This is a genomic window from Nocardiopsis protaetiae, from assembly GCF_045446735.1.
Lineage (GTDB): Bacteria > Actinomycetota > Actinomycetes > Streptosporangiales > Streptosporangiaceae > Nocardiopsis > Nocardiopsis protaetiae.
This window is the reverse complement of the sequence record NZ_JBJJBV010000132.1, coordinates 1-18,031: the sequence shown is the minus strand read 5'-3', so window position 1 is coordinate 18,031 and position 18,031 is coordinate 1. Positions and strand designations below refer to the sequence as shown.

Genomic DNA, 18,031 nt, shown 5'->3' with positions numbered 1-18,031 from the left:
CCCGAGGCGATCGACTCCAGCCAGTCGGCGGCTATGGCCTTCAGCCGGTCGGCGTCGCCCAGCAGGGCCACAACCTCATCCCACACGCGCTCCTCCATCTCGCGCGCGGGGATGGCCGAGTCGTCGCACACCTGCGCGCCCCGGTGGTGCGCCACCCGACCCTTACACCGGTAGGTCGGGCCGACCCCTGCGCCGTTCTGTCGGTCCTTCCGCCCGCCCTTGCCCCCTACGTAGTACGCCCCGCACTGCCCGATCAGCCGCTTCGACAGCGGATAGGTCCGGCGCTCAGGGCCTGCCCCCGGCCTGGTTGGGCGCAGCGCCTCGCGCAGCTCGGCCGCCTCCCCGGGCTCGAAGATCGGCGGCAGCGGGATCGTCACCGTCGCCCCATGCTCGGGGGTACCGTCCTTCTTGAGCTTGGCACCGCGCCCGGCGCTGGCCCGGGCAGGGTTCCGAAACACCACACGTGACTCGGTGGTGGACTCGGCCAGCAACCGGGCCCGGAGGTTGACCACCGACCACGGCACGCCCGAGCGGGTGACCAGGCCCAGGGTGTTGAGCCGTGCGGCGGTGTCACCCACGCTCAGCCCCTGGCCCACCAGCAGGGTGTAAGCCTCCCGCAGCACGGTGGCCTCGCGCTCATCGATGACGATCTCGGAATCGCGCGCCTTCCCCTCTGCGCGCCACCCGAAGGGCAGGGCCCCGCCGACATAACCGCCTTCAGCGGCCTTCCGGCCCAGCCCGGCTTGGGTGCGCTCGGTGATGAGCCTGTGCTCGAACCCCGCGAAGCTGGCCAGCACCCCGAGCATGGCCTCACCCGCTGCGGTCGAAGTGTCCAGCTCCTGGGTGACGCTGGCGATGGCCACCCCGCTCTCTTTGAGCTGCTCGGCCAGCCGGTAGAACGTGCCGATGGTGCGTGCGATCCGGTCGAAGCGCTCAATGACGACAACGTCGATCAGCCCGGCCTCGGCGTCGGCAAGCAGCCGGTCGAACTCGGGGCGCTTCACCAGCGTGCCGCTGACCCCGCCATCCTCGTACGTGCCCGCCACCTTCCAGCCCTTCAGCTCGGCGAACCGAGTGCACACGTCGAGCTGGTTGTCCAAGCTGGTGCCGTCGGTCTGCGAACTGGTGCTGACCCTCAGGTACAGAGCCGCCCTCACTTGGTTTTCCCTTCTGTCGATCGATACAGGACGGCCCCCGCTGGGTGGGCGGGGGCCGGGGGATGGTCAGACCAGCTGGTGCTTGGTGGTGCGCCGCTCGGCGCCATTGACCGTATAGACGAACTCGGACGATTCGAGGCGGCCCTCGAACGTGCCCCGCCCGACCTTGGCCTTCACGGTCTTGGGCTTGTCGGCAGCGGCCTGCTCCCTGGCCTTGGCGCGGGCGGCCTTGCGCTCGGCCTTTTCAGCGGCCAGGCGGGCGGCACGCTCGATGCCCGCCTGGACCATGTGGGCGAAGCCGTAGCCTTCGACGGCCTTCACGGCGTCGGTGGTGACGGCGATTCCGTCGTCTATGCGGGTGACCTGCTGGCCAGCGGCGCCAGCCCGCAGGGCGAGCGACTTGAGCTTGGCGTCGTGGCCGGGCGCGAACTCGCGCGTGGTGGTCTTGGCGCAGCCGGTGGCCTCGCCGGTCTCGGCGTTGGAGAACCGGGCGCACTGGCAGGGGTTCTCGGCCTTGGCCTTGGGGGCGGTCTTGGTCTCGGCGGGGGTGTTGGCAGTGTTCGTCATGTCAGCTTCCTTTCGGTTAGGGGGTGTTCAGGCAGCGAGGGTGTAGGAGCTGGTCCAGCCCCGGACGGCGACCACGTCGCCCAGCTCGTCGGCGGTCACCTGGTCGGCAACGGGGGTCACCGGGCAGCGGTAGTCGGCCAGGTGGGCCACGCGGTGGCACCGGATGTGCGTCACGCGGTCGAGTCGAAAGCTCCGCGCCGTGCCGGAACGCCTGTCGTGAGCCCGGATAACAAGGTCGCCAGCGGCGGTTACCTCGATGGCGTGCACCTCGACCTGACGGCGAGAGACCTTGCCGTCGCTGGCGACGTAGCGCAGCGTCACGGCCGACGCCCGGTCCATCGATCGCAGGATGTGGCCGAGCGTCTTGGCCTGGTTGGTGTTGGTGCGCATCGGGTGTCCTCCGTCCGGGGCTGGGCGGGGGTGCGGCTCCTGTCCGCACCCCCAGGGGATCGGCTATCGGGCGGACAGCTCGGCGATGAGCGCCTCAGCGTGGGCGGTGTCGCCGTTGTCCAGCGCCAGCTTGAGAGCGAATTCGAGCGTGGCGACGTCGAACGCGGGGAGGGCGGCGGCAAACTCGTTCATTTCGGGCTTCCTTTCGTCCGGAGGAGCGGGGGGCGAAGCCCCCCGCGTTGTTAATTCAATTAAATCATTCCGATAATTACCCCCACAATTTCAAAAGGGCGCTCCGCAAATCACGGCACGATAAAGCCTTTGTTGCTGGAGGGGTGCTAGTCGGCAAGGGCGCGGGCCAGGGCGCGCACGTCGGCCGTGGGGTGCACCGAGCGGCTCACCAGGTCGCCGGACTGGTCGGTGTGGTCGACCACGAACGCACCCGCGCGCACCTGCACGACCGCGTCCCCGACGACCAGCAGGGGCACGTCCACGCCGTGGATGCCCGAGTCAATGACGCCCCCGGGGCCCAGGATGCGCAGGGCGTTGTTCAACTCGATCAGCAGGTTCATGCTGCTCTGCCAGTCGCTCATCGGGTCACCGCCAACCACTGGCGCACGGCTCCGGCCAGGTCGGCCATGTCGTGGGCGGAGGTCAGGGCGGGGCGCGCGGGCAGCAGGCGCACGAAGGGGCGGGGTCGGGCGGCTCGTCGGGGGCGGGTCCAGCGGGTACCGTTGTTCATGCCGACAGCTCCTCCTGTTGGCGCGCCGGGGGGCGGGTAGGGTCCGCCACCCCGGCACCTTGATTGGGCTCAAAAACGGCGGGACGAGCCGCCGGAATACCCAATTAAACTATTATCCTTTCCCCGTGCGCAATTACCCCGACACATACGCCGCTATAACCCGCCGAATACAAAAAGCCCCGAGCGCTATTCGACAGCGCTCGGGGCTCGGGGGTTTGGGGTTTGGTCAGGCCGGAGCGGTGGCCACCTGCTCGGCCCTGATCTGCCTGGAGTAGCGCCGACCAGTGGTCAGGCTGACCCCCAGGTGGTCGGCCACCTGCTGCGCGGTCAGGTCAGGGTGGTCAGCCAGCAGCGCCCGCACCTGGTCAAGCCGTTCAGCCTTGGCGGCCACAGGGTCAGGTCCCGGGCCAGGGCTGACCATGGTCAGCTCGGGGTGATCAGGTGCGGTGACCACCTGGCGCGCACCGGCCTGGTCAGGCTCAACGGGGGTGACCACCCTGGACTGGTCAGGGGTCGGGGTGGCCTGGTCAGACTCGGCCGGAGTGGTCACCGGCTCCCTCGGCCTGGTCGGCAGGAGTAGGCCGAGTACGACCTTGTAACTGAGTTCGAGGGCCAGCACCGGGAACAGGGCCGTTGCCACTCCGGGCCAGGAGGCCACGGCCCAGCCCACGGCGGCGTTTGCGGCCCCGGTCGCGAACAGGCCGACAATGAATGCCGACCGGGCCCAGAAGCTCGGGTAGGTCAGAGCCACCAGCAGCCCGAGCAGGGTCAAGGCGTCAACGGTGGCCGCTGTGACGATCGCGTGTGTCCCCGCCTTGCCGTACTGCTCGGCGAAGGCATGCAAGTTCGCGAAGCTCGTGAATAGCCCCGCCCCCACGATCAGGGCCAGCCCGGCAACGGCGACCCTGCGCACGGCTGCCGGGCGCTCGGGCACGTTCTGGCCGCTCATCGACCCGCCTCCTCGTGCGGACACACGCCGTTGCCGAGGTGCCTCCCGACGTTGCAGTTGAAACACAGCACCTGGTAGCCGGGCGGGTAACCCTCGCGCTTGAGCCACCGGTAGAGCTTCTCGCCTCCCCCGCCGATCTCGCGCCTGTGTTCAGCGCCGTTGTTATCTACATGGTCGATGGTCAGCAACCGTTCGGTGGACTCCGAGCAACACGCACACTCACGTCCGTAAGCCTCCAGAACGGCCAGCCGGAGGCGCAGGCTCTGTTCCGCCCTCCGCTCCCGAATGCGCTCAAGGTTGGCGGCGTAGTAGTCCGCTGCCTGCTTTCGGGTGTGCTCGCGGTTCGCCTCCAGCCATGCAACCCTCCGTTCCCGCAGGCAAACCCAACACTGCTGCCGCCCGTCCGACCGGCGTCGGACGTTCTCCCCCGTCTGCGCGTGCCCTCGTCGGCACGTCGGCGTGCTTGACTGGTCTGTGTCGATCACTGCTTGAAACCTCCTGATCGGCTCGGGCCGGGGCTGGTCGCACAGCCCCGGCCCGCTTACGCCCTGCTACTTGCGGGGCAGGGTGGGGCGCCGCTTCTGACCGTGGGCGTAGACGGTTCGGACGGCCTCGCGCCCGGCCATGGCCTGCCGAGCCGCAGCGGTGCCCCGGCTGGTCTGCACCCGCTCGGCGATCTCAGCGCGCGACAGCGCGGGCGGCTCGGGGTCGGCCATCTGCTCGGCCAGCTGCTCGGCGGTGCCGTACGCGGTGTCGGTCGCGGCGCGCCAGTCGCCCTCTGCGGCCAGGTCGGCCACTCGCTGCGCGGCGTCTGCGGCAAGCTGGCGGGCGCGCTCGTCCAGGCCGGGGGTCTGGTCCAGCACCGCCCGGGCGCGCTCGGCCCCGCCAACCGTGCGTGCGCCCAGCAGCGCGTTGCGAACGCGCCCCTCGGCGGTCTTGCGCGGGTCCTGTGGATCTGCCATGTCGGTTCTCCTCGTGCTGTGTTTTGATCGGAAGCGGGATGCCATGGTTCCCGGGGGCGGCCACCCTCCGGTCTGGGTGGCCGCTCGGCCGCTCTACGCGTCGGCCAGCTCGGCGCGGCGTCGGCGCGCGTACTCGCGGTGGCACGCCCGACAGGCGCGCCGCCCGTCGAAGGTGATGCGCAGGTTGCTGCCCGAATACTTGTGACCTCGGGGGCACGCCGTCTTGCGCGCCTCCCGGTGCACTCCGTGGCGCACTTGGTCCGCCACGTTGTCAGCGGGGGTGGCCCATCTCAGATTGCTAACCCGGTTATTGGTCTTATTGCCGTCCCAATGGGCGGCGTGGTGGCCCTCGGGACGCGGCCCGCGCCAAGCTTCCAGGACGGTCCGATGGACCGTGCGCGTGTACTGCTCGCCGTCCCGGTACAAGCTGACGTACGGGTACCCACCCCTGTTCAGCATGGGGTTGAGCAGCTCGCCCTCAGGGTCGCGGTGGAAGCTGCGGACCCGGCCCCGGTCGCTGACCTGATAGAGCCCCTCGAATCCGACCACAGGGCGCCACTGCTCGCGCTTACCGGCCGCCATCGGTCACCAGCTCCCGCACTTCCACGTCCAGGGCCACCGCCAGGGCGGTCACGCTGTGGTCGTTCGGGGTGACCTTTCCGGTCTCCCAGCGCCGGACGGTGAGCGGCGTCCGGTTCAGCTTGGTCGCCAGCTCGTCCCTGGACATCCCGAGCCGCTTCCGTGCGGCGCGCATCGCGTTTGGGTCGAGCACCGTTCCACCTGCTCTCCGGTCGTCGTGATCGTTGGATCAACCGGACCACGATCAGGTGGATTTGCCACAAGGGCGTTACCCCGCCCTACGGCGCGTGGCCTCTGCCACACCACACCCGGGGCCGGCGACAGCGACGAGTTTCAGGACCACAGCGACGGGTGACTCCGCGGCCGGTTCTGGGCGCCGGGGCGCGCCCGGCCTGGCCCGGACGCCGCGCGGGTGTGTCTCCTGAACGCACGGACGGCCCTCCGAGCCCACGAGGGCGCGCCCGGGGGTGCTGGGCCGGATGCGCCCACGCCAGGTCGCGGGCGTTCAAGAAAAGCCGTGCAGCACCCGAGCGGGCCACCACATGTAAGGCGGCTCCTCGATCACCAAGGCGTCCAGGTCGTGCCAGTCGGTGGCCAGGGCGCTGGTGTCGACCTGGGCCCACCGTTCGGCGCGCGCCCACACCTGGAAGGGGTCGCCGCGCTCGGGGGCGGTCACGACCGCGTCCAGCTCCTTGACCAGGCGCCACTGGTCGGCGTTGAGCCGGTCGGCCTCGACCCACACCACAACCGAGGGCACGTGGTCTGGTTCCCACTCAGGGGCGGGCAGGTCGTACCCGAACACCGCCGGGTCGAAGTCCTCGGGCAGCAGGTCGCGCGCCCCGGCCCAATCGGAGTCAGGGGGCGGGGTCACGCACAGCTCCGGGTCGAACCGGGTTTCGGGGCCTGCCGCCCCCTCGGCCAGCAGCTCGGCCGCCTGGTCGGGCCAGCGGAAGTAGCGGGACTCGCCGAGCGGTTCGGCGTCGCGGGCCACGGGGCACAGGTCGATCGGCGCGGGCAGCACCAGCCGCGCCCACCCGCGCTGGCCCGTCCACATCCAGTTCAGCAGCATCCACGCCGCCGTGTTCTCCTCGGTCATGGCGACACGATGGCACGGTTCACGCGAACAATCGCATTGCGTGGCCCGCATGGTAACCGTGGGTAGTGCGCCGCTGGTCCGGCTGGCCACCCCGCCGCCCCCGAGTGTGGCTCTCCGGCCCTCCGTGGGGTTTCCCTGGACACGGGAGCACCCCGGGCGGATGCGTGGTCCAAGCCGGGGCCCAACTCAAAGAAGAGCCACCGGGGGTCAGTCGGCCTTTGGCGGCGTATCGTCGGAGTCGGTGACCCCGGTGCTGTCACCTTTCTCCATGATCATGGGGGGAAGCTCCGACACGTCAACGTTCCCCGGGGCAAGCTCCGGCCAGGGCTTGGTGAGTGACTCGATCCCCGTTCCCTCAGTCGGAATCTGTGCCCTAGGACTCTTCCGGGTTGCCCTCCACTCTCCCCCGGTGCGGTGAGGCCACATCTTCCACCAGGGGTCGCCCGGCCTGGGCTTCACGCTGAGAGAACGCCAGAACCACTTGTACTCCTGGAACTCCCCCGTGTTCAGGTTGATCCTCTCACCGTGCTCACGGCGCGGCCGGAAGGTGATCCAACGAATGTCAACCCAAGCATCGCCCTTATCGGCGGAGTCCAGGAAGGCTGTCAGCTCGAAGGGGTCCGACCCCCGCGCCATTGCGCTCGCTTGCTTCCAGTCACCAGCCTGCTTGACCGCCGGGCCGTAAATACCTGCCCGTACGTTATAGAACAGACCTGCTCCCTCAGCGTGAGCTGTTACGTCCACACGGTTTCCTTGGCCAGGGTCCGTATAAACGGTTTTGTACCTCCAGACATGCTGTGAGAGGCCCAGCCACTCCCACCGGGCAGCAGCAGCCGCCGCGACCGCCGCCAAAGCAGCGAAGAACAGCGTGGTCAAAAGTATGAACGTCTCCATAGCATCCTCCACTTCGCCAAGACTGCCACTCCCGAGCGCATCCGGCCGTCATTCGGATCATCCGGGCGGCTACAGCCCCGGCAGCTGGTTCACCAGGTAGCCGATCGCCCCGCCACAGACCAGCCCGACCACGGTCCAGAACGCAGACACCCCGCCATCGGCCACGAGCCGCTCTCCGAAGGTGGGCCGCTCTGCCCGGGGCACGTTCAGGATGACGTCTCTCGGCCGAGATCGGGGGTCATCCTTCCTAAAGGGCCCCCAGCCTAGGACTAGTGCCATTGGGGGGATGATGAATAGCGACGCCAGAAACCCGATCACGAGCAGCAGTGCTGATGCACCAACGGCGGTATTCAGGGCCTCTCCTACCTTCGCCCCTTGTGCCACGGCCTGGATAACAGCGTAGACGCTATAAGAAACAAAAACTGCCGCTAGCGCGAGCAGAGGCCAGATCCACGGTGGTCTCATCCGGTGGGGGGCGCAGATCTTTTCGACGGCGGTCAACGCGCCCCGAGCGGTCATATCCGGCTCAACAAGCCCAACTCCAGCGACCGGCCCCAACTCCACCACAACCGCCGCGTCATCACTGGTCGCCTTCATCCTGACGTGCTCCAGCCGCTCAGGCAGCTCGTCACCCATCTTGGCGAAGTCTCCGGGCTCGGTCCCCGTCAACTCATCGTTGACGGTGAACTCTAGCTCGCCAAACTCGGCCAGCGCCTCCGCGATAGCTTCTAGCTCGTCTCGGTACAGCCGGAGCTGTCCGAGCGGGTGAGTCTCCAGTCGTTTCTTAACGCGCTCAACCGCCATGCCGACATCTTGGCGCAGATCAGGCCGGGGCGGCTCCGCGAGGCCGGAAAGTGAAGCGCATCCGTTGCCGAAACCGGTTCACCACCGCAGTCGCACAGCACGGTTGGAGTCGGTGACCGGCAGGACCTGACCGCTGTAAGGTGCCGCCATGGAGCCACAGCCGCCCACCGCCCTGGACATCGCCACCTTCGTGATCGCCGTCGTCGCGGCCGTCACCGCCGCAGTGTCTCTGACCTGGAACGTCGTGTCCTGGCTGTTCTCAGGCGGGCGGGCGACGGCTGAGCTGGACGATGGTGTTATCCAAGCCAACGGAGTCGCATACGCGCTGACCGAGAGGGGCAAGCCCATCGACCCCAACGCGGCCAAGTACGGTTTCACGAAGCGGGCCATCTTCGTGACCGTCCGCAGCGTTGGGCGGCTACCTGTCACCGTCGCCCAGTGGCACCTCAAACTGCCCGGTCTCCGCTATGGCGAGATGAACTCGCCCCACGGCCCCAGCCTGCCCCACCGGCTGGAACCGGGCGAGCACGCACAGTGGGCCATCGAAGTAGATGAGCAGATGCTCGCCACCCTCCGCACCACACGGGGGCGGGCGAAGGTCGACGACGTCGAGGTTTACGCTGTGGTCTCGCTCGGCAGCGGCAAGGAGATCAAGACTCCCCAGCGCATCAATTTCACAGCGAAGGAGCTGGAGCAGGGCAAGTAGCAGCTACTGCTCGTCGGCGTCGGAGGGCGGGACCAGGTCGGCCGTTCCCGCGTAAAGCCCGTTGTGTCACCGACCCCAACGGGGCACGCCCAGCCGGTCGCCGAACCGGGCCGACATAATGGTCTGCGCACAGATCATCCCCCTCCCGGAGGACTCCATGACGGCCCCATCCCCCACCTCACCCGCTCCCAAGTTCCCGGCCGGATGGGCGTTCGGCTGCGGATGCGGGGGCATGGTCCTCGGCGCCCTGGCCATGCTCGTCTTCGTGCTGGCCACGTACCCGATGCCCGAGGACACCGCGACCACCGCACAGGCCGAGGTGGAAGAGCAACAGGTCGGGCGTGACGAGGCGTTCGAGTTCCACCAGTTCAGCGTCACTGTCGAAGACGTCGAGATGGACGCCACGCGCTTCGACGGCGACATGATCACCTCGGCGGGCACCTACGTGGTCGTGACGGTGCGGGTCGAGAACACCTCCCAGGAACCTCAGGAGGCGGACCGGCGGTGGTTCCGTCTGGCGGACGCCGAGGGGGCCGTCTACGAGTACGACAGGAACCTGGCCATCCGGACACGGCAGGACGTGAACCCGGGCAACGCGCTGGTCGTCCCGAACCCCTACAGCGTTCCAGCCGATGCGGAGATCACCCATCTTGTCGTCGGGGACGAAGAAGACGGGGCAGTGGTCAGAGTCGAGCTGTAGACCACCGACGCCCCCAGCTCCGCGGCTAACCAATGGTCATTGCTCCATAACGACGAGTGCAGCCGGCCACGGGCCGCTCTTCCCTGACCTGGAGGGGCCGGGTGGGCCCGACACCCGGCCCCGGCCACGCCATGTCAGGGAAGGCCCCACCGAACGTCAGAGAGGAGCCACCCCGGCTCAGCCCCCGGCGGCGTCCCGCTCGGCAGCGGCCTCGCGGCGCTCGCGCGGGGTCACCTCGTCGGTGGACCACGTCAGCAGGTCGACGGGGTCGCACTCCAGCGCGCGAGCCAGGCGTCCGATGTTGCGCAGCTGGGGCGCGGACCACCCAGCTTCCCAGTCGGTTGTCAGGTCGCTAGTCGGGCGCAGCCCCATCAGGGCAGCCAGTTCGCCGTGTGTCAGCTCGCGCCCGCGTCGCAGGCGCTTCATCGCCCGGCGGTCGAAGCTCAGGATCGGCTCGGGTTCAGGTTCGGTGTCGGTCATGGCCGGGTTCTCCTGTTGTTCGTCATTATCTCTCGCCAGGCCTCCCTCCCTCTCCGGTCGGGGGGACCTCTGCTGCCGGACGAGGGGGTCCCGACCACCTCCCCCCTCTTTGAGGGAGGGGGGAGGTGTGGCCGGGGACCTCCCCCCGGCTCGCGGAGGGAGGTCGTAGGGAGGTGGGGGGAGGTGCCTATTCAGGCAGGGTGAGAAGAGTTGCTTTTCCCTTCCCCTGAGGCGTCGCGATGATTTTTCCGCCTCGGATGGCCGCGTCGATCGCCTTCTCGGACTGCTTCTTGCTGTTACCAAGTGCCGCTCCGAGTTTGGACTTTGAGCAGCTCTCGCCCGTCTCCAGGATCTTGCGCAGAGCTTTGACCGCCGTGGTAATCCACACGGCGTCTTGGGTCGACTGGCGATCACCGTTTCCGGTTGTGCCGAGCCGCCCGGTGGCCGAATCAAAGGACAGTTCGATTTCCGGCTGACTGACCTTGCGGCCGAATGCGCTGAAATACCGACTGTCTTGCTTGTCCTTCGTCAGTCGCCAGAGCACGTCCGGCCAGTCATCCCACCGCGTGGCCCCTCGGGTCCGCTCGGCACCCTCCTCCTGACCTCGGCCGATGTGCGTCGGCAACCACAGGTCGCGCACTCCGGCCTCGCGCTTGATGACGTCCAGTGCCTCGGTGAACACCGACACGTCCTGGTTACTGTTCTCATCACCGCACCCGGAGAACGCACGAGCCGCAGGGTCCACAATCCACGCCTCGACGTCACGGTCCCGGAGCCACGCGGTGATCCACTCTGCGACCGGGTCGGATATCAGCGGCATTCGCTTGCCGCGCAGGTTCAGCACGTGGATCCGGTCCACGTTGCGGATGTTCTGCGCCTCCAGCCAGTCAACGAACTCGTCGCCGTCCAGTTCGTAGTTGAAGATCGCGAGGTTGCCCACCAGCGGGGTGGCTACTTCGAACTTGCCGAGGAACGGCTCACCGTCGACCAGCGATCGGGCGAGGTTGCACACGAGCGTGGTCTTGCCGGTCTTGTACTGCGCCGCGATGGTGGTGTTCGCCCCAACCTTGCCCAGACCGTCAAACCGGTGCTGGACCTTGGCGCGGTCCTTACGCAACAGGTCGGCTAGCGACCCGCCGTCATCCTCGGTCGGTGCTGTCCAATCGGCAGCGGCCTGCTCGGTGGCAGCTTCCTGGGTGGCGACCGTCCGCAAGAGCGCCTTGTCGGCCTCACGCTCGTACTCGCTCGTGGCCTTGTACGCCTCGGGATCCGCGCGCCATAGCTCCCGCGTCGCCCCGCTGGCGGGAACCTCGTCCCGCTTGGCCGATTCCTCCCGCCACACGAATTCAAGGATCTCGTCGAACTTGTCGGGGTCGTAGTCGTAGCGCGGCCGATTCGACCCCTGGTCGTAAGCGCGCATCGCCGCGTAGTAGTTGGCATACGCGCGCGGAGTCGTGTCCCTGGCGTCCCGGGCCTCGTATCCGGCCGTCTTCTTGACCCATGGGTACGAGCTGCGGTCGCGGTGGCCGGGCGGCAGGCTCAGGCACGCCGCCTTCGAGTCGCACTCGGCCAGGTTGTCGGCCTGGCAGGTGCTGTTGATCGCCTCGGCCCGCGCGGCGGCCTCGCGCCGCCGCTTACGGCGCTGCTTCGCCTGGTCGATCGCATCCCCAGAGCGCGCCAACTCGTGCACCCAGTGATCGATAGGGGCGTACTGCCCGAACTGGCCCGCCTCGATCCGGTACACGTCGACCGTCTTCGACCCGGGCACCATGACGTAGGCCCCGGCTCCGCGCTTGAAGTCGACGTTGGTGCCGAGCGTGACGCCGTACTGCTCGGTGTCGGTGCCCTCGGGCAGCTCGTAGACGTACTGGAGGCCACCGCGCCCCGTGCGGATGGTCAGCGTGGTTGTCAGGGGCCCGTGCTCGGCCTCCAGCGCAGCCATGGTCTGGTCGCCGGTCTTACCCTCGGCGACGTCGACGTCCGGCACGCCCAGCCCGTCCAGCCGCCACCCCATGTTGAGCTTGCCGCTGTCCTGGGCGAACCAACCGATGATGGTGTCGGCGTCGGTGGTGGCGTCGCCTAGGCCGTTGGGGGCGAAGCTCTTTCGGCTGAGGGGGTGCTTCCCCGTGCTCTTGCACTCCTCTCCCTTGAGACAGCGGCACGTGCCGTCGTCGCGCACACCCCAGCACGGCAAGATCGGATGACCCAGTGCGGCCAACACCAGCGCACTGGCCAACAGGCCCCGCTCGTCACGGACCGGGTCCATGGTCCCCGAGGAGTGGCTGACCACCAGAACATCGTCAGCGCCCGCCCGAGCCACCCACGCGGCATCAGCTTGTTCGCTGGACACCGGACCTGCTTCGATGGGGTCAGAGTTTTGGGGTTGTGCTGGGCTCTGGTGGCCCCCCGTCTGGTCAGCGGGGGGCTGCTGCGTGTTCGCGGTGGTCACTGGTCGTCGCCCCCGCTCTGGTCGGCGTCGGCGGGGCGCGCTCCGAACAACAGAGCCGCCAGGCGCTTGTACGCCCGGTCGCTCATGGGCGCGGTGGTCCACTGAACGTCTACGGCGTGCGCGGCCTGGTCGGCGGGGGCGGGCGTTTCGCCGTACTTCGCCTCGACTTCGTCGAAGGCAGTCACTCGGCCACCTCCGCCCGGGTGATGAGGGCGGTGTACTCGACACCGAGGGCGTCGGCGAGGCGGCCGATGGTGTCGAGCAGAGGCGTCTTGATTCCGTGCTCCCACCGCTTGATCGATGAGGCGTGACGGCCGACTCTGTCGGCAAGCTCCTGTCGGCTGACTCCGCGCTCTTCACGGATTCGGCGCATGGCGGCGCGGTCGAATGTGAGGACAGGCATTACGGGTTCTCCGCTGCGGATGGTTCGCGCCCGCATCATGCAGAGTCGAGGCGCGGCAGCGGCCCGCTGTGTGCGTCCGCTCCCCGCAGGGGCCGACCCCTCGGCCACCCCCGCCCATCGGCAGTCTCCCCGCTCCCCGGTATCAATCACCCGCCCAGGAGGCGGGGGCCGGACGGCTGTGTGCCTGTCTGGCCCCCAGGGGAGCACGTGGGTCCCCTGGGGCACAAGCCGAGGGGTGCCCCTGCTACCGCTCCTATCCCGGTACCCCCAGTACGGCAACGACAGCGCCCGTCCCGCCGGGGCTCGTTACTCGTCGTTCGGGCCGGCGCGACGAGAAGTGACAACAAGGCGTGTTCAGGCCGACGCAGCCCCGTAATCAGCTCGTGATCGCCCCGCGTGTCGAATGGGCTCCCCGTCCCCGCGCAGCCGACGACGAGGCGGGCGGCCTTTCACGACGAGGAGCGCAGGCGTGACCGACGAGCGAGACCTGATCGAGTACGACGATCCCCGCGTCCTGAGCGAGGTCTTCCCCGACCGAGACACCGCCGAGCCCTGGGGGTGCACTGCGTGCGGGGTCGTCCTGCCCGCCGACCAGATGACGGTCATCAAGCGCCACCACGCCCTGTTCGCGAAGGGGTATCTGTGGACCTACTGCCCCGACCACTTCGCCCGCACCCTGGTCTGAACCCCACCCCGCACAAGGAAGGGCCGCGGGGACGGTCCAAAGAGGCTCCGTGACCCGCAAGAGCTGGTCGACGACAACAGGGGCCTCTCCGGCCTGGGTCCGCTCTCTAACCGGGCGGGGTCCTACTCGGTCCGCTCGTCCAGGTCCTCAACACGGGCGTCGATGTTGTGGGTGGCGCTGACGATGCGTGTCACAAAACCCTGCTCGACCGTCACCATCTTCTCCCCCACACCGATCGGCCTGACTGTGTAGAAGTCATCGGTGTCAGGCATCTCGTTTTCGATGGTCTTCTTCTCGTCCTTGTCGGACGCGACGAACCAGAGCAGTAGCTTCTTTAGCTCCTTCGCGTCCTGGGCCTCGTAGACCTTGACGCCTTGCTTCTTGTCGAAAGAGCGAACGACCGCTATCACGCCGCACCTCCAGGCACGTTGATGGAGTAGGTCCCGCTGACCAGGTGTGTCAGGTCCCCCGGGTCAACCGAAACACTCGCGGTGACCTTGCGCTTCTTGTCGCGGGTGCCGCGCTCCTTGCCCAGGTCGAAAGTCTCCCCGAAGTCGCCCATGCGTGAGAACGCCTTGTTGACGATCCTCGTGTCGTAGTCGTCGAGCGTGAGGCACTCGATCAGCAGCGCCTTCAGCGCCTCGGCGTCGGAGGCTTCGTAGACCTCAATGGCGCGCTGGCGGTTGGTGAAGTAGTGGACAGTCGCTATCACGGGGCGTCCTTCGGGCTCGGCTACTGCTCGGGGGCACAGTGCGTTCGTGAAGCTACACCAGACAGGGCTTCCCGGGCCACACCTCCGTGGCCTCTTCTCGGCATTCCGTGGGGCCTCCGAGCGGCTCGAACGCCCATCCGGGGCCGAACTCCGCCCGGCCCACGAAGAAGCCCCGGAAGCCCATCCGAGAGCTTCCGGGGCCCATCCCCCGGTCAGCGGGCGGCCCGCTTGATCCCCTCCCGGACCGCGTCCAGCCACCCAAGGTCAGCCGCCCACCGCTCGGCCGTCTTACCGACAACCGTCTCCCCATCGGTCATCAGCACCTGGTGGCCCTCGGCCCCCGCCCGGACCAGCAGTCGAAGCAGTTTGGCGTCGTGCCCCGGAGAAAACGTGCTGCGCGTGGTCGACAGGCAGTCGGTGGTGACCCGGCGCCACACCTGGTCACCGTTGGGTCCGGTGTGCTGCGGGACAAGGTACGAGTACAGGCTGCACGCGCAAACCCTGGCCAGCGTCGTCGTGTCCACCACGGTCACACCTCCCCGGACTCGGCAGGTCGGGCCCGGCGCTCAGTAAGGGCACGCTGCGCCTTGCGCCAGGGCTCGGGCAGGGGGTTGCCAGCCGTCAGCCACAGGTGCAGCCGGTCGAACGCCTCGTCAGCTCGGGCCAACGCTGCCCGCAGCGTGGCCTTGGTCGATCGTGTGTCCTGGTGTTCGCGCAGCGCTTCCGACAGCCGGTCGAACAGCTCGTCCGCGTGGTCGTCGGGGCTGCGGCCTTCGGCCGTCATGGGGTCTCTCCTCGTTGCTCTCGGCTCTGGTCCGCGCCCCGGCTCCGGCGAGGGAGCGGGGGCCGCTGGGTCGGCCACACAACCGGAGCGGGGCGTCTGCGCGGCCGGGTCAGGCGCGCCAGATCGGCGAGAGTGACGGCGCGGGGCTGCTGGTCTCGCGACTGGGCGTCCATGGGCCCAACGATGCCGAGGAGTCACGCGCCGTAACAGGGACGCAGCGTCCTACTTTCGAGCGCTTAAGGGGTCACCCCGACGAATTCGGCGAGCTGGCGCAGCCCCGGGGGCTGGACGGGCCCGGCGTACAGGTCCTGGATGATCGCAACCGCCAACGTGTGGTGGCGCATCCAGTCGGGGGACGCCCGGCGCAACCGTTGCAGGGTGGCCACGGCTCCCTGCGCGTCGCCAACGTCGGTGTACGCCCGCGCGACGTCCAACAGCAGCCACGTCCGCCACGACGGCGGGGTGTCGGCGCTCAGCCGCATTCCCTTCGCCAACTCCAGGGCCTCGTCTGGGCGCTTGTGCTGAACGGCCAGCCGCACCCGTTCGATGCGCACCGACGAGCGACTGAAGATCGACACCGACCGGCCGTCCCGGGGCTGGGGCAGCTTCGGCAGGCGGCGCGCCTGCTGCTCGGCGGTGGCCATCATGTCGCGAGCCCCCTCGTAGTCGCCCGACCGCGCGGCGCTGGTGGCGCCGCTCATAACCAGACCGCCCCAGACCCGCAGGCTGGCGGCGGTGTCGGTGCCGACCTCGCGGTCAACGCCGTCCGCCGCGTGGATGACCAGATTCCCGGCGTCGTCCAACCTGTTCTGGCGCTGGTACGCCCACGCCACCGACCCGAACACCATCGGGGCCAGCAGCGGGTCACCGGAGTTGTCGGCCGCGTTCGCGGCGCGCTCCAAGCTGGCCAGCGCCAGGTCTGTCTTGCCAAGGCGGATGGCCAGGTGTCCGGCGAGCTGGAGCGCCTTGCCGAGCGCGTGCTCGCCCTCGGCTCGGCTGTGGCCGGACCCAACGGCGGCAGCAAGCCGAGCGTCGGCGATGATGTCGGGCAGCACGTCCAGCAGCCGCCCGAACTGGGCCCCGTGGTACAGGCTCCAGCCGTCGGACACCTCGGCGCGCAGCAGCGGCAGCGACAGGGACTCGGCCGCGTCGCGCGGGGGCGGGGGTGCGAACAGCGGCGGCATGATGGCCCGGCGCAGGGCGACCAACTGTGGGGGCTCGGCGTCACCGTTGGACGGCACGGCGGGCGGGTCGCCGAGCAGCGTGGTCAGCTCCACGCCCAGCCCGGTGGCCAGGGCGTGCAGGGTGGGCAGTCGGGCGCTGTGCTTGCGCTGCTGCTCCAGCTTGCGAACGACGTCGACGGACACGCCCGACCGCTCGGCCAGCCCTTCCTGGGTCAGGTCGGCAACACGGCGCAGTTGGGCGAGTCGTACCCCGAGGTGCTCCATTCCGACATGCTATTGACCGCGTCCAGCCCGGGGCGTCGGGTTCGGCTATACCTACGCGGTAACAACCGCGCGAAGTCGGGCGCTCGATGGCTGGGCCGCTGCGATCATCGGACCATGGATGCTGACGGTTGGATGGTTGTCGTTACCGTAGTCGCCGCTGTTATCGCTCTCGGGTCATTCTGGTACGCCAGACAGGCTTCTAACGCCGTAGTGGCTCAGACCGAGATTCAAAGGGAGGCGGTCAAGACGGCGAAGGCTCAGACCAAGATCCAGGAGGCGGCGGCCAAGACCGCGGAGGCCCAGACTCAACACCAGGAGGACGCGGTCAAGGCCGCACAGGCGCAGACCGGGCTTCAGGAGAAGGCGGTTGAAGCCGCAATTGCCCAGACCGAGCTTCAGCGCGAGGCAGCCAAGACCGCAGCAGCTCAGACCGAGCTTCAGCGCAAGGCAGCGCAGGATGCTGTCCAGCCCTATGTCTGGGTGGACGTGGTGCCGGACGAGGCTCAGGGCACGATCCTCAACCTGGTGTTGGGCAACTCGGGCCTGACATTCGCCCACAACATCCGCGCCACCATCGACCCGCCACTGCCCCAAGAGAAGCCTCACGGCGCGGGGCGTGGCCAGGAGCGACTCAGCGAGGGCGTCACAGCTCTCGGTCCCGGTCGCAAGCTCGTCTGGTCCTTGGGGGTCGGGCACGAGGTCGTGCAGGACGACGAGCCGAAGATCCACACAATCACGATCGACGCCGAGGGGCCGTTCGGGCCGCTCCCTCAGCAGACCTACAAAATCAACCTCACCGACATCCGAGAGACTCGCGACGCCCCCGAGGGCAACCTGTACTTCGTCCGCAAGGCCATTCAGGAGGTTGCTAACAAGCTGCCGTGATCCGGCGGCTAACGCCCGCGCGTACCTCCGAGACGTCAGGACTTGGAGTCTCCCGGCTCGATCCTCTGTCTCGGCTCCGCCTGGGCCTCAGGAAGAACGGGGTTGGCGGTCGCGGAATCGCCCGTCTCAGACTTCAGCACCCATTGAGCGGCCTGCACGCGAGCATGGTCACGTAGCTCGGGGGATTCGAACGCGTCGATGAGCTTGTTCGCCTTCTCCCACCGGGAGTTCTCATCGATCTGAGCCTCGATGCGATCAATCCGCTGATCGAGGGCGGTGTTGGTCTGGCGAACGTGCCACCTCAGCCACAGCCCGATCGCTGCGAATGGGGCGCCGAGCAGGCTCACCAGCAGGGGCGTAGCCTCGGCTCGGATCAGCGCCATGACAAGACCGGCCAGGATAATGCCAACGCCGACCACGATGAAGAAGACGCTGAGCCAGAAGTTCACCTCGACGTGCCTGAACTTCTGGCTCAGAACCCCGAGGTAGATCTTCTCCCGCTGCGCGGCGAGCGTGTTGTCCGCCTTGCCCTTGTCCTCCGCCGGACGCCTGTCGTGTTTGGCGGTTCCGGATACGAACATGTCGCCCTGGACAGTGTTGTGCACCAGAAGCCAGGTCTTGAAGGGATCAACCTTTTTG

28 protein-coding genes and 1 pseudogene are annotated in these 18,031 nt (G+C 68.2%); 4 read left to right on the top strand and 25 right to left on the bottom strand.

All coding sequences use genetic code 11. The features are described from left to right. From ACJOT3_RS20070 to ACJOT3_RS20000, 15 genes and pseudogenes are all read right to left on the bottom strand, one after another. Positions 1-1,100, bottom strand: a 1,100-nt coding sequence (locus ACJOT3_RS20070; protein ID WP_406974445.1) for a recombinase family protein, incomplete at its 3' end; no start/stop codon positions are given. A 123-nt stretch (positions 1,101-1,223) separates the two neighbouring features. Beyond that, complete coding sequence (locus tag ACJOT3_RS20065) at positions 1,224-1,724, bottom strand: hypothetical protein (protein WP_406974443.1); 501 nt, start codon at positions 1,722-1,724, stop codon at positions 1,224-1,226. A 27-nt stretch (positions 1,725-1,751) separates the two neighbouring features. After that, positions 1,752-2,114 (bottom strand): WYL domain-containing protein, encoded by a 363-nt coding sequence (locus ACJOT3_RS20060; RefSeq protein WP_406974442.1) that lies wholly within the window; start codon positions 2,112-2,114, stop codon positions 1,752-1,754. A gap of 63 nt (positions 2,115-2,177) precedes the next feature. Next, positions 2,178-2,306: a hypothetical protein gene (locus tag ACJOT3_RS20055; RefSeq protein WP_406974440.1), complete on the bottom strand. Its 129-nt coding sequence runs from the start codon at positions 2,304-2,306 to the stop codon at positions 2,178-2,180. 146 nt (positions 2,307-2,452) lie between these two features. Further along, entirely contained in the window at positions 2,453-2,707 is a 255-nt protein-coding gene (locus ACJOT3_RS20050; RefSeq protein WP_406974439.1) for a hypothetical protein, read from the bottom strand. Next, positions 2,704-2,856, bottom strand: a complete 153-nt coding sequence (locus ACJOT3_RS20045; protein WP_406974437.1) for a hypothetical protein — start codon at positions 2,854-2,856, stop codon at positions 2,704-2,706. The genes ACJOT3_RS20050 and ACJOT3_RS20045 overlap by 4 nt, the downstream gene beginning before the upstream one ends. A gap of 226 nt (positions 2,857-3,082) precedes the next feature. After that, positions 3,083-3,805: a DUF2637 domain-containing protein gene (locus tag ACJOT3_RS20040; RefSeq protein ID WP_406974436.1), complete on the bottom strand. Its 723-nt coding sequence runs from the start codon at positions 3,803-3,805 to the stop codon at positions 3,083-3,085. Further along, positions 3,802-4,290 carry a hypothetical protein gene (locus tag ACJOT3_RS20035; protein ID WP_406974434.1) on the bottom strand — a complete coding sequence of 163 codons (489 nt, stop codon included), beginning with the start codon at positions 4,288-4,290 and terminating at the stop codon, positions 3,802-3,804. Before ACJOT3_RS20035 ends, ACJOT3_RS20040 begins: the two co-directional genes overlap by 4 nt. A 66-nt stretch (positions 4,291-4,356) precedes the next feature. Further along, complete coding sequence (locus tag ACJOT3_RS20030) at positions 4,357-4,767, bottom strand: hypothetical protein (RefSeq protein WP_406974432.1); 411 nt, start codon at positions 4,765-4,767, stop codon at positions 4,357-4,359. 93 nt (positions 4,768-4,860) lie between these two features. Further along, positions 4,861-5,034, bottom strand: a complete 174-nt coding sequence (locus ACJOT3_RS20025) for a hypothetical protein (RefSeq protein WP_406974447.1) — start codon at positions 5,032-5,034, stop codon at positions 4,861-4,863. 9 nt (positions 5,035-5,043) lie between these two features. Then, positions 5,044-5,349 (bottom strand): annotated as a pseudogene (locus ACJOT3_RS20020) (NUMOD4 motif-containing HNH endonuclease); the annotation flags it as partial. Beyond that, positions 5,336-5,521: a helix-turn-helix domain-containing protein gene (locus ACJOT3_RS20015; protein WP_282104532.1), complete on the bottom strand. Its 186-nt coding sequence runs from the start codon at positions 5,519-5,521 to the stop codon at positions 5,336-5,338. The gene ACJOT3_RS20015 and the pseudogene ACJOT3_RS20020, both read right to left, overlap by 14 nt. Before the next feature lie 330 nt (positions 5,522-5,851). Beyond that, on the bottom strand, positions 5,852-6,442 hold the full coding sequence (locus ACJOT3_RS20010) for a hypothetical protein (RefSeq protein WP_406974430.1): 591 nt from the start codon (positions 6,440-6,442) through the stop codon (positions 5,852-5,854). Positions 6,443-6,649: 207 nt separating this feature from the next. After that, a complete protein-coding gene (locus tag ACJOT3_RS20005) occupies positions 6,650-7,336 on the bottom strand; it encodes a hypothetical protein (protein ID WP_406974429.1) in 687 nt (228 codons plus the stop codon). Positions 7,337-7,405: 69 nt separating this feature from the next. Continuing rightward, entirely contained in the window at positions 7,406-8,140 is a 735-nt protein-coding gene (locus tag ACJOT3_RS20000; protein ID WP_406974427.1) for a hypothetical protein, read from the bottom strand. 148 nt (positions 8,141-8,288) lie between these two features. On the opposite strand from ACJOT3_RS20000, the gene ACJOT3_RS19995 reads away from it, so the two are divergent. Together ACJOT3_RS19995 and ACJOT3_RS19990 are read left to right on the top strand one after the other, a co-directional pair. Beyond that, on the top strand, positions 8,289-8,846 hold the full coding sequence (locus ACJOT3_RS19995; RefSeq protein WP_406974425.1) for a hypothetical protein: 558 nt from the start codon (positions 8,289-8,291) through the stop codon (positions 8,844-8,846). Between the two features lie 157 nt (positions 8,847-9,003). Continuing rightward, positions 9,004-9,546 carry a DUF4352 domain-containing protein gene (locus ACJOT3_RS19990; protein ID WP_406974424.1) on the top strand — a complete coding sequence of 181 codons (543 nt, stop codon included), beginning with the start codon at positions 9,004-9,006 and terminating at the stop codon, positions 9,544-9,546. A gap of 177 nt (positions 9,547-9,723) precedes the next feature. On the opposite strand, the gene ACJOT3_RS19985 is transcribed toward ACJOT3_RS19990, so the two are convergent. The 4 genes from ACJOT3_RS19985 to ACJOT3_RS19970 form a co-directional block, all read right to left on the bottom strand. Then, on the bottom strand, positions 9,724-10,026 hold the full coding sequence (locus tag ACJOT3_RS19985; protein ID WP_406974422.1) for a helix-turn-helix domain-containing protein: 303 nt from the start codon (positions 10,024-10,026) through the stop codon (positions 9,724-9,726). A gap of 187 nt (positions 10,027-10,213) precedes the next feature. After that, on the bottom strand, positions 10,214-12,376 hold the full coding sequence (locus ACJOT3_RS19980) for an AAA family ATPase (protein ID WP_406974421.1): 2,163 nt from the start codon (positions 12,374-12,376) through the stop codon (positions 10,214-10,216). A 95-nt stretch (positions 12,377-12,471) separates the two neighbouring features. Continuing rightward, entirely contained in the window at positions 12,472-12,660 is a 189-nt protein-coding gene (locus tag ACJOT3_RS19975) for a hypothetical protein (protein WP_406974419.1), read from the bottom strand. Continuing rightward, the gene (locus ACJOT3_RS19970; protein ID WP_406974418.1) at positions 12,657-12,878 is read right to left on the bottom strand and encodes a helix-turn-helix domain-containing protein; all 222 of its coding nucleotides are present in this window, start codon (positions 12,876-12,878) and stop codon (positions 12,657-12,659) included. Before ACJOT3_RS19970 ends, ACJOT3_RS19975 begins: the two co-directional genes overlap by 4 nt. A gap of 469 nt (positions 12,879-13,347) precedes the next feature. Between ACJOT3_RS19970 and ACJOT3_RS19965 the strand changes: the two genes are divergently transcribed. Further along, entirely contained in the window at positions 13,348-13,563 is a 216-nt protein-coding gene (locus ACJOT3_RS19965; RefSeq protein WP_406974416.1) for a hypothetical protein, read from the top strand. Between the two features lie 122 nt (positions 13,564-13,685). Here the strand turns inward: ACJOT3_RS19965 and ACJOT3_RS19960 are convergent, their stop codons facing one another. The 5 genes from ACJOT3_RS19960 to ACJOT3_RS19940 form a co-directional block, all read right to left on the bottom strand. Then, positions 13,686-13,973 carry a hypothetical protein gene (locus ACJOT3_RS19960; protein ID WP_406974414.1) on the bottom strand — a complete coding sequence of 96 codons (288 nt, stop codon included), beginning with the start codon at positions 13,971-13,973 and terminating at the stop codon, positions 13,686-13,688. Beyond that, positions 13,970-14,275, bottom strand: coding sequence for a hypothetical protein (locus ACJOT3_RS19955; RefSeq protein WP_406974412.1), 306 nt, complete (start codon positions 14,273-14,275; stop codon positions 13,970-13,972). Before ACJOT3_RS19955 ends, ACJOT3_RS19960 begins: the two co-directional genes overlap by 4 nt. A 212-nt stretch (positions 14,276-14,487) precedes the next feature. Then, on the bottom strand, positions 14,488-14,802 hold the full coding sequence (locus ACJOT3_RS19950) for a hypothetical protein (protein ID WP_406974411.1): 315 nt from the start codon (positions 14,800-14,802) through the stop codon (positions 14,488-14,490). A gap of 2 nt (positions 14,803-14,804) precedes the next feature. Beyond that, positions 14,805-15,059 carry a hypothetical protein gene (locus ACJOT3_RS19945; RefSeq protein WP_406974410.1) on the bottom strand — a complete coding sequence of 85 codons (255 nt, stop codon included), beginning with the start codon at positions 15,057-15,059 and terminating at the stop codon, positions 14,805-14,807. A 236-nt stretch (positions 15,060-15,295) separates the two neighbouring features. Next, the gene (locus ACJOT3_RS19940) at positions 15,296-16,507 is read right to left on the bottom strand and encodes a helix-turn-helix domain-containing protein (RefSeq protein ID WP_406974408.1); all 1,212 of its coding nucleotides are present in this window, start codon (positions 16,505-16,507) and stop codon (positions 15,296-15,298) included. 210 nt (positions 16,508-16,717) lie between these two features. On the opposite strand from ACJOT3_RS19940, the gene ACJOT3_RS19935 reads away from it, so the two are divergent. Then, positions 16,718-17,392: a DUF8453 domain-containing protein gene (locus ACJOT3_RS19935; protein ID WP_406974406.1), complete on the top strand. Its 675-nt coding sequence runs from the start codon at positions 16,718-16,720 to the stop codon at positions 17,390-17,392. Between the two features lie 35 nt (positions 17,393-17,427). Here ACJOT3_RS19935 and ACJOT3_RS19930 read toward each other — a convergent pair. After that, the coding region (locus ACJOT3_RS19930; protein WP_406974405.1) for a TRADD-N-associated membrane domain-containing protein at positions 17,428-18,031 on the bottom strand (604 nt) is incomplete at its 5' end.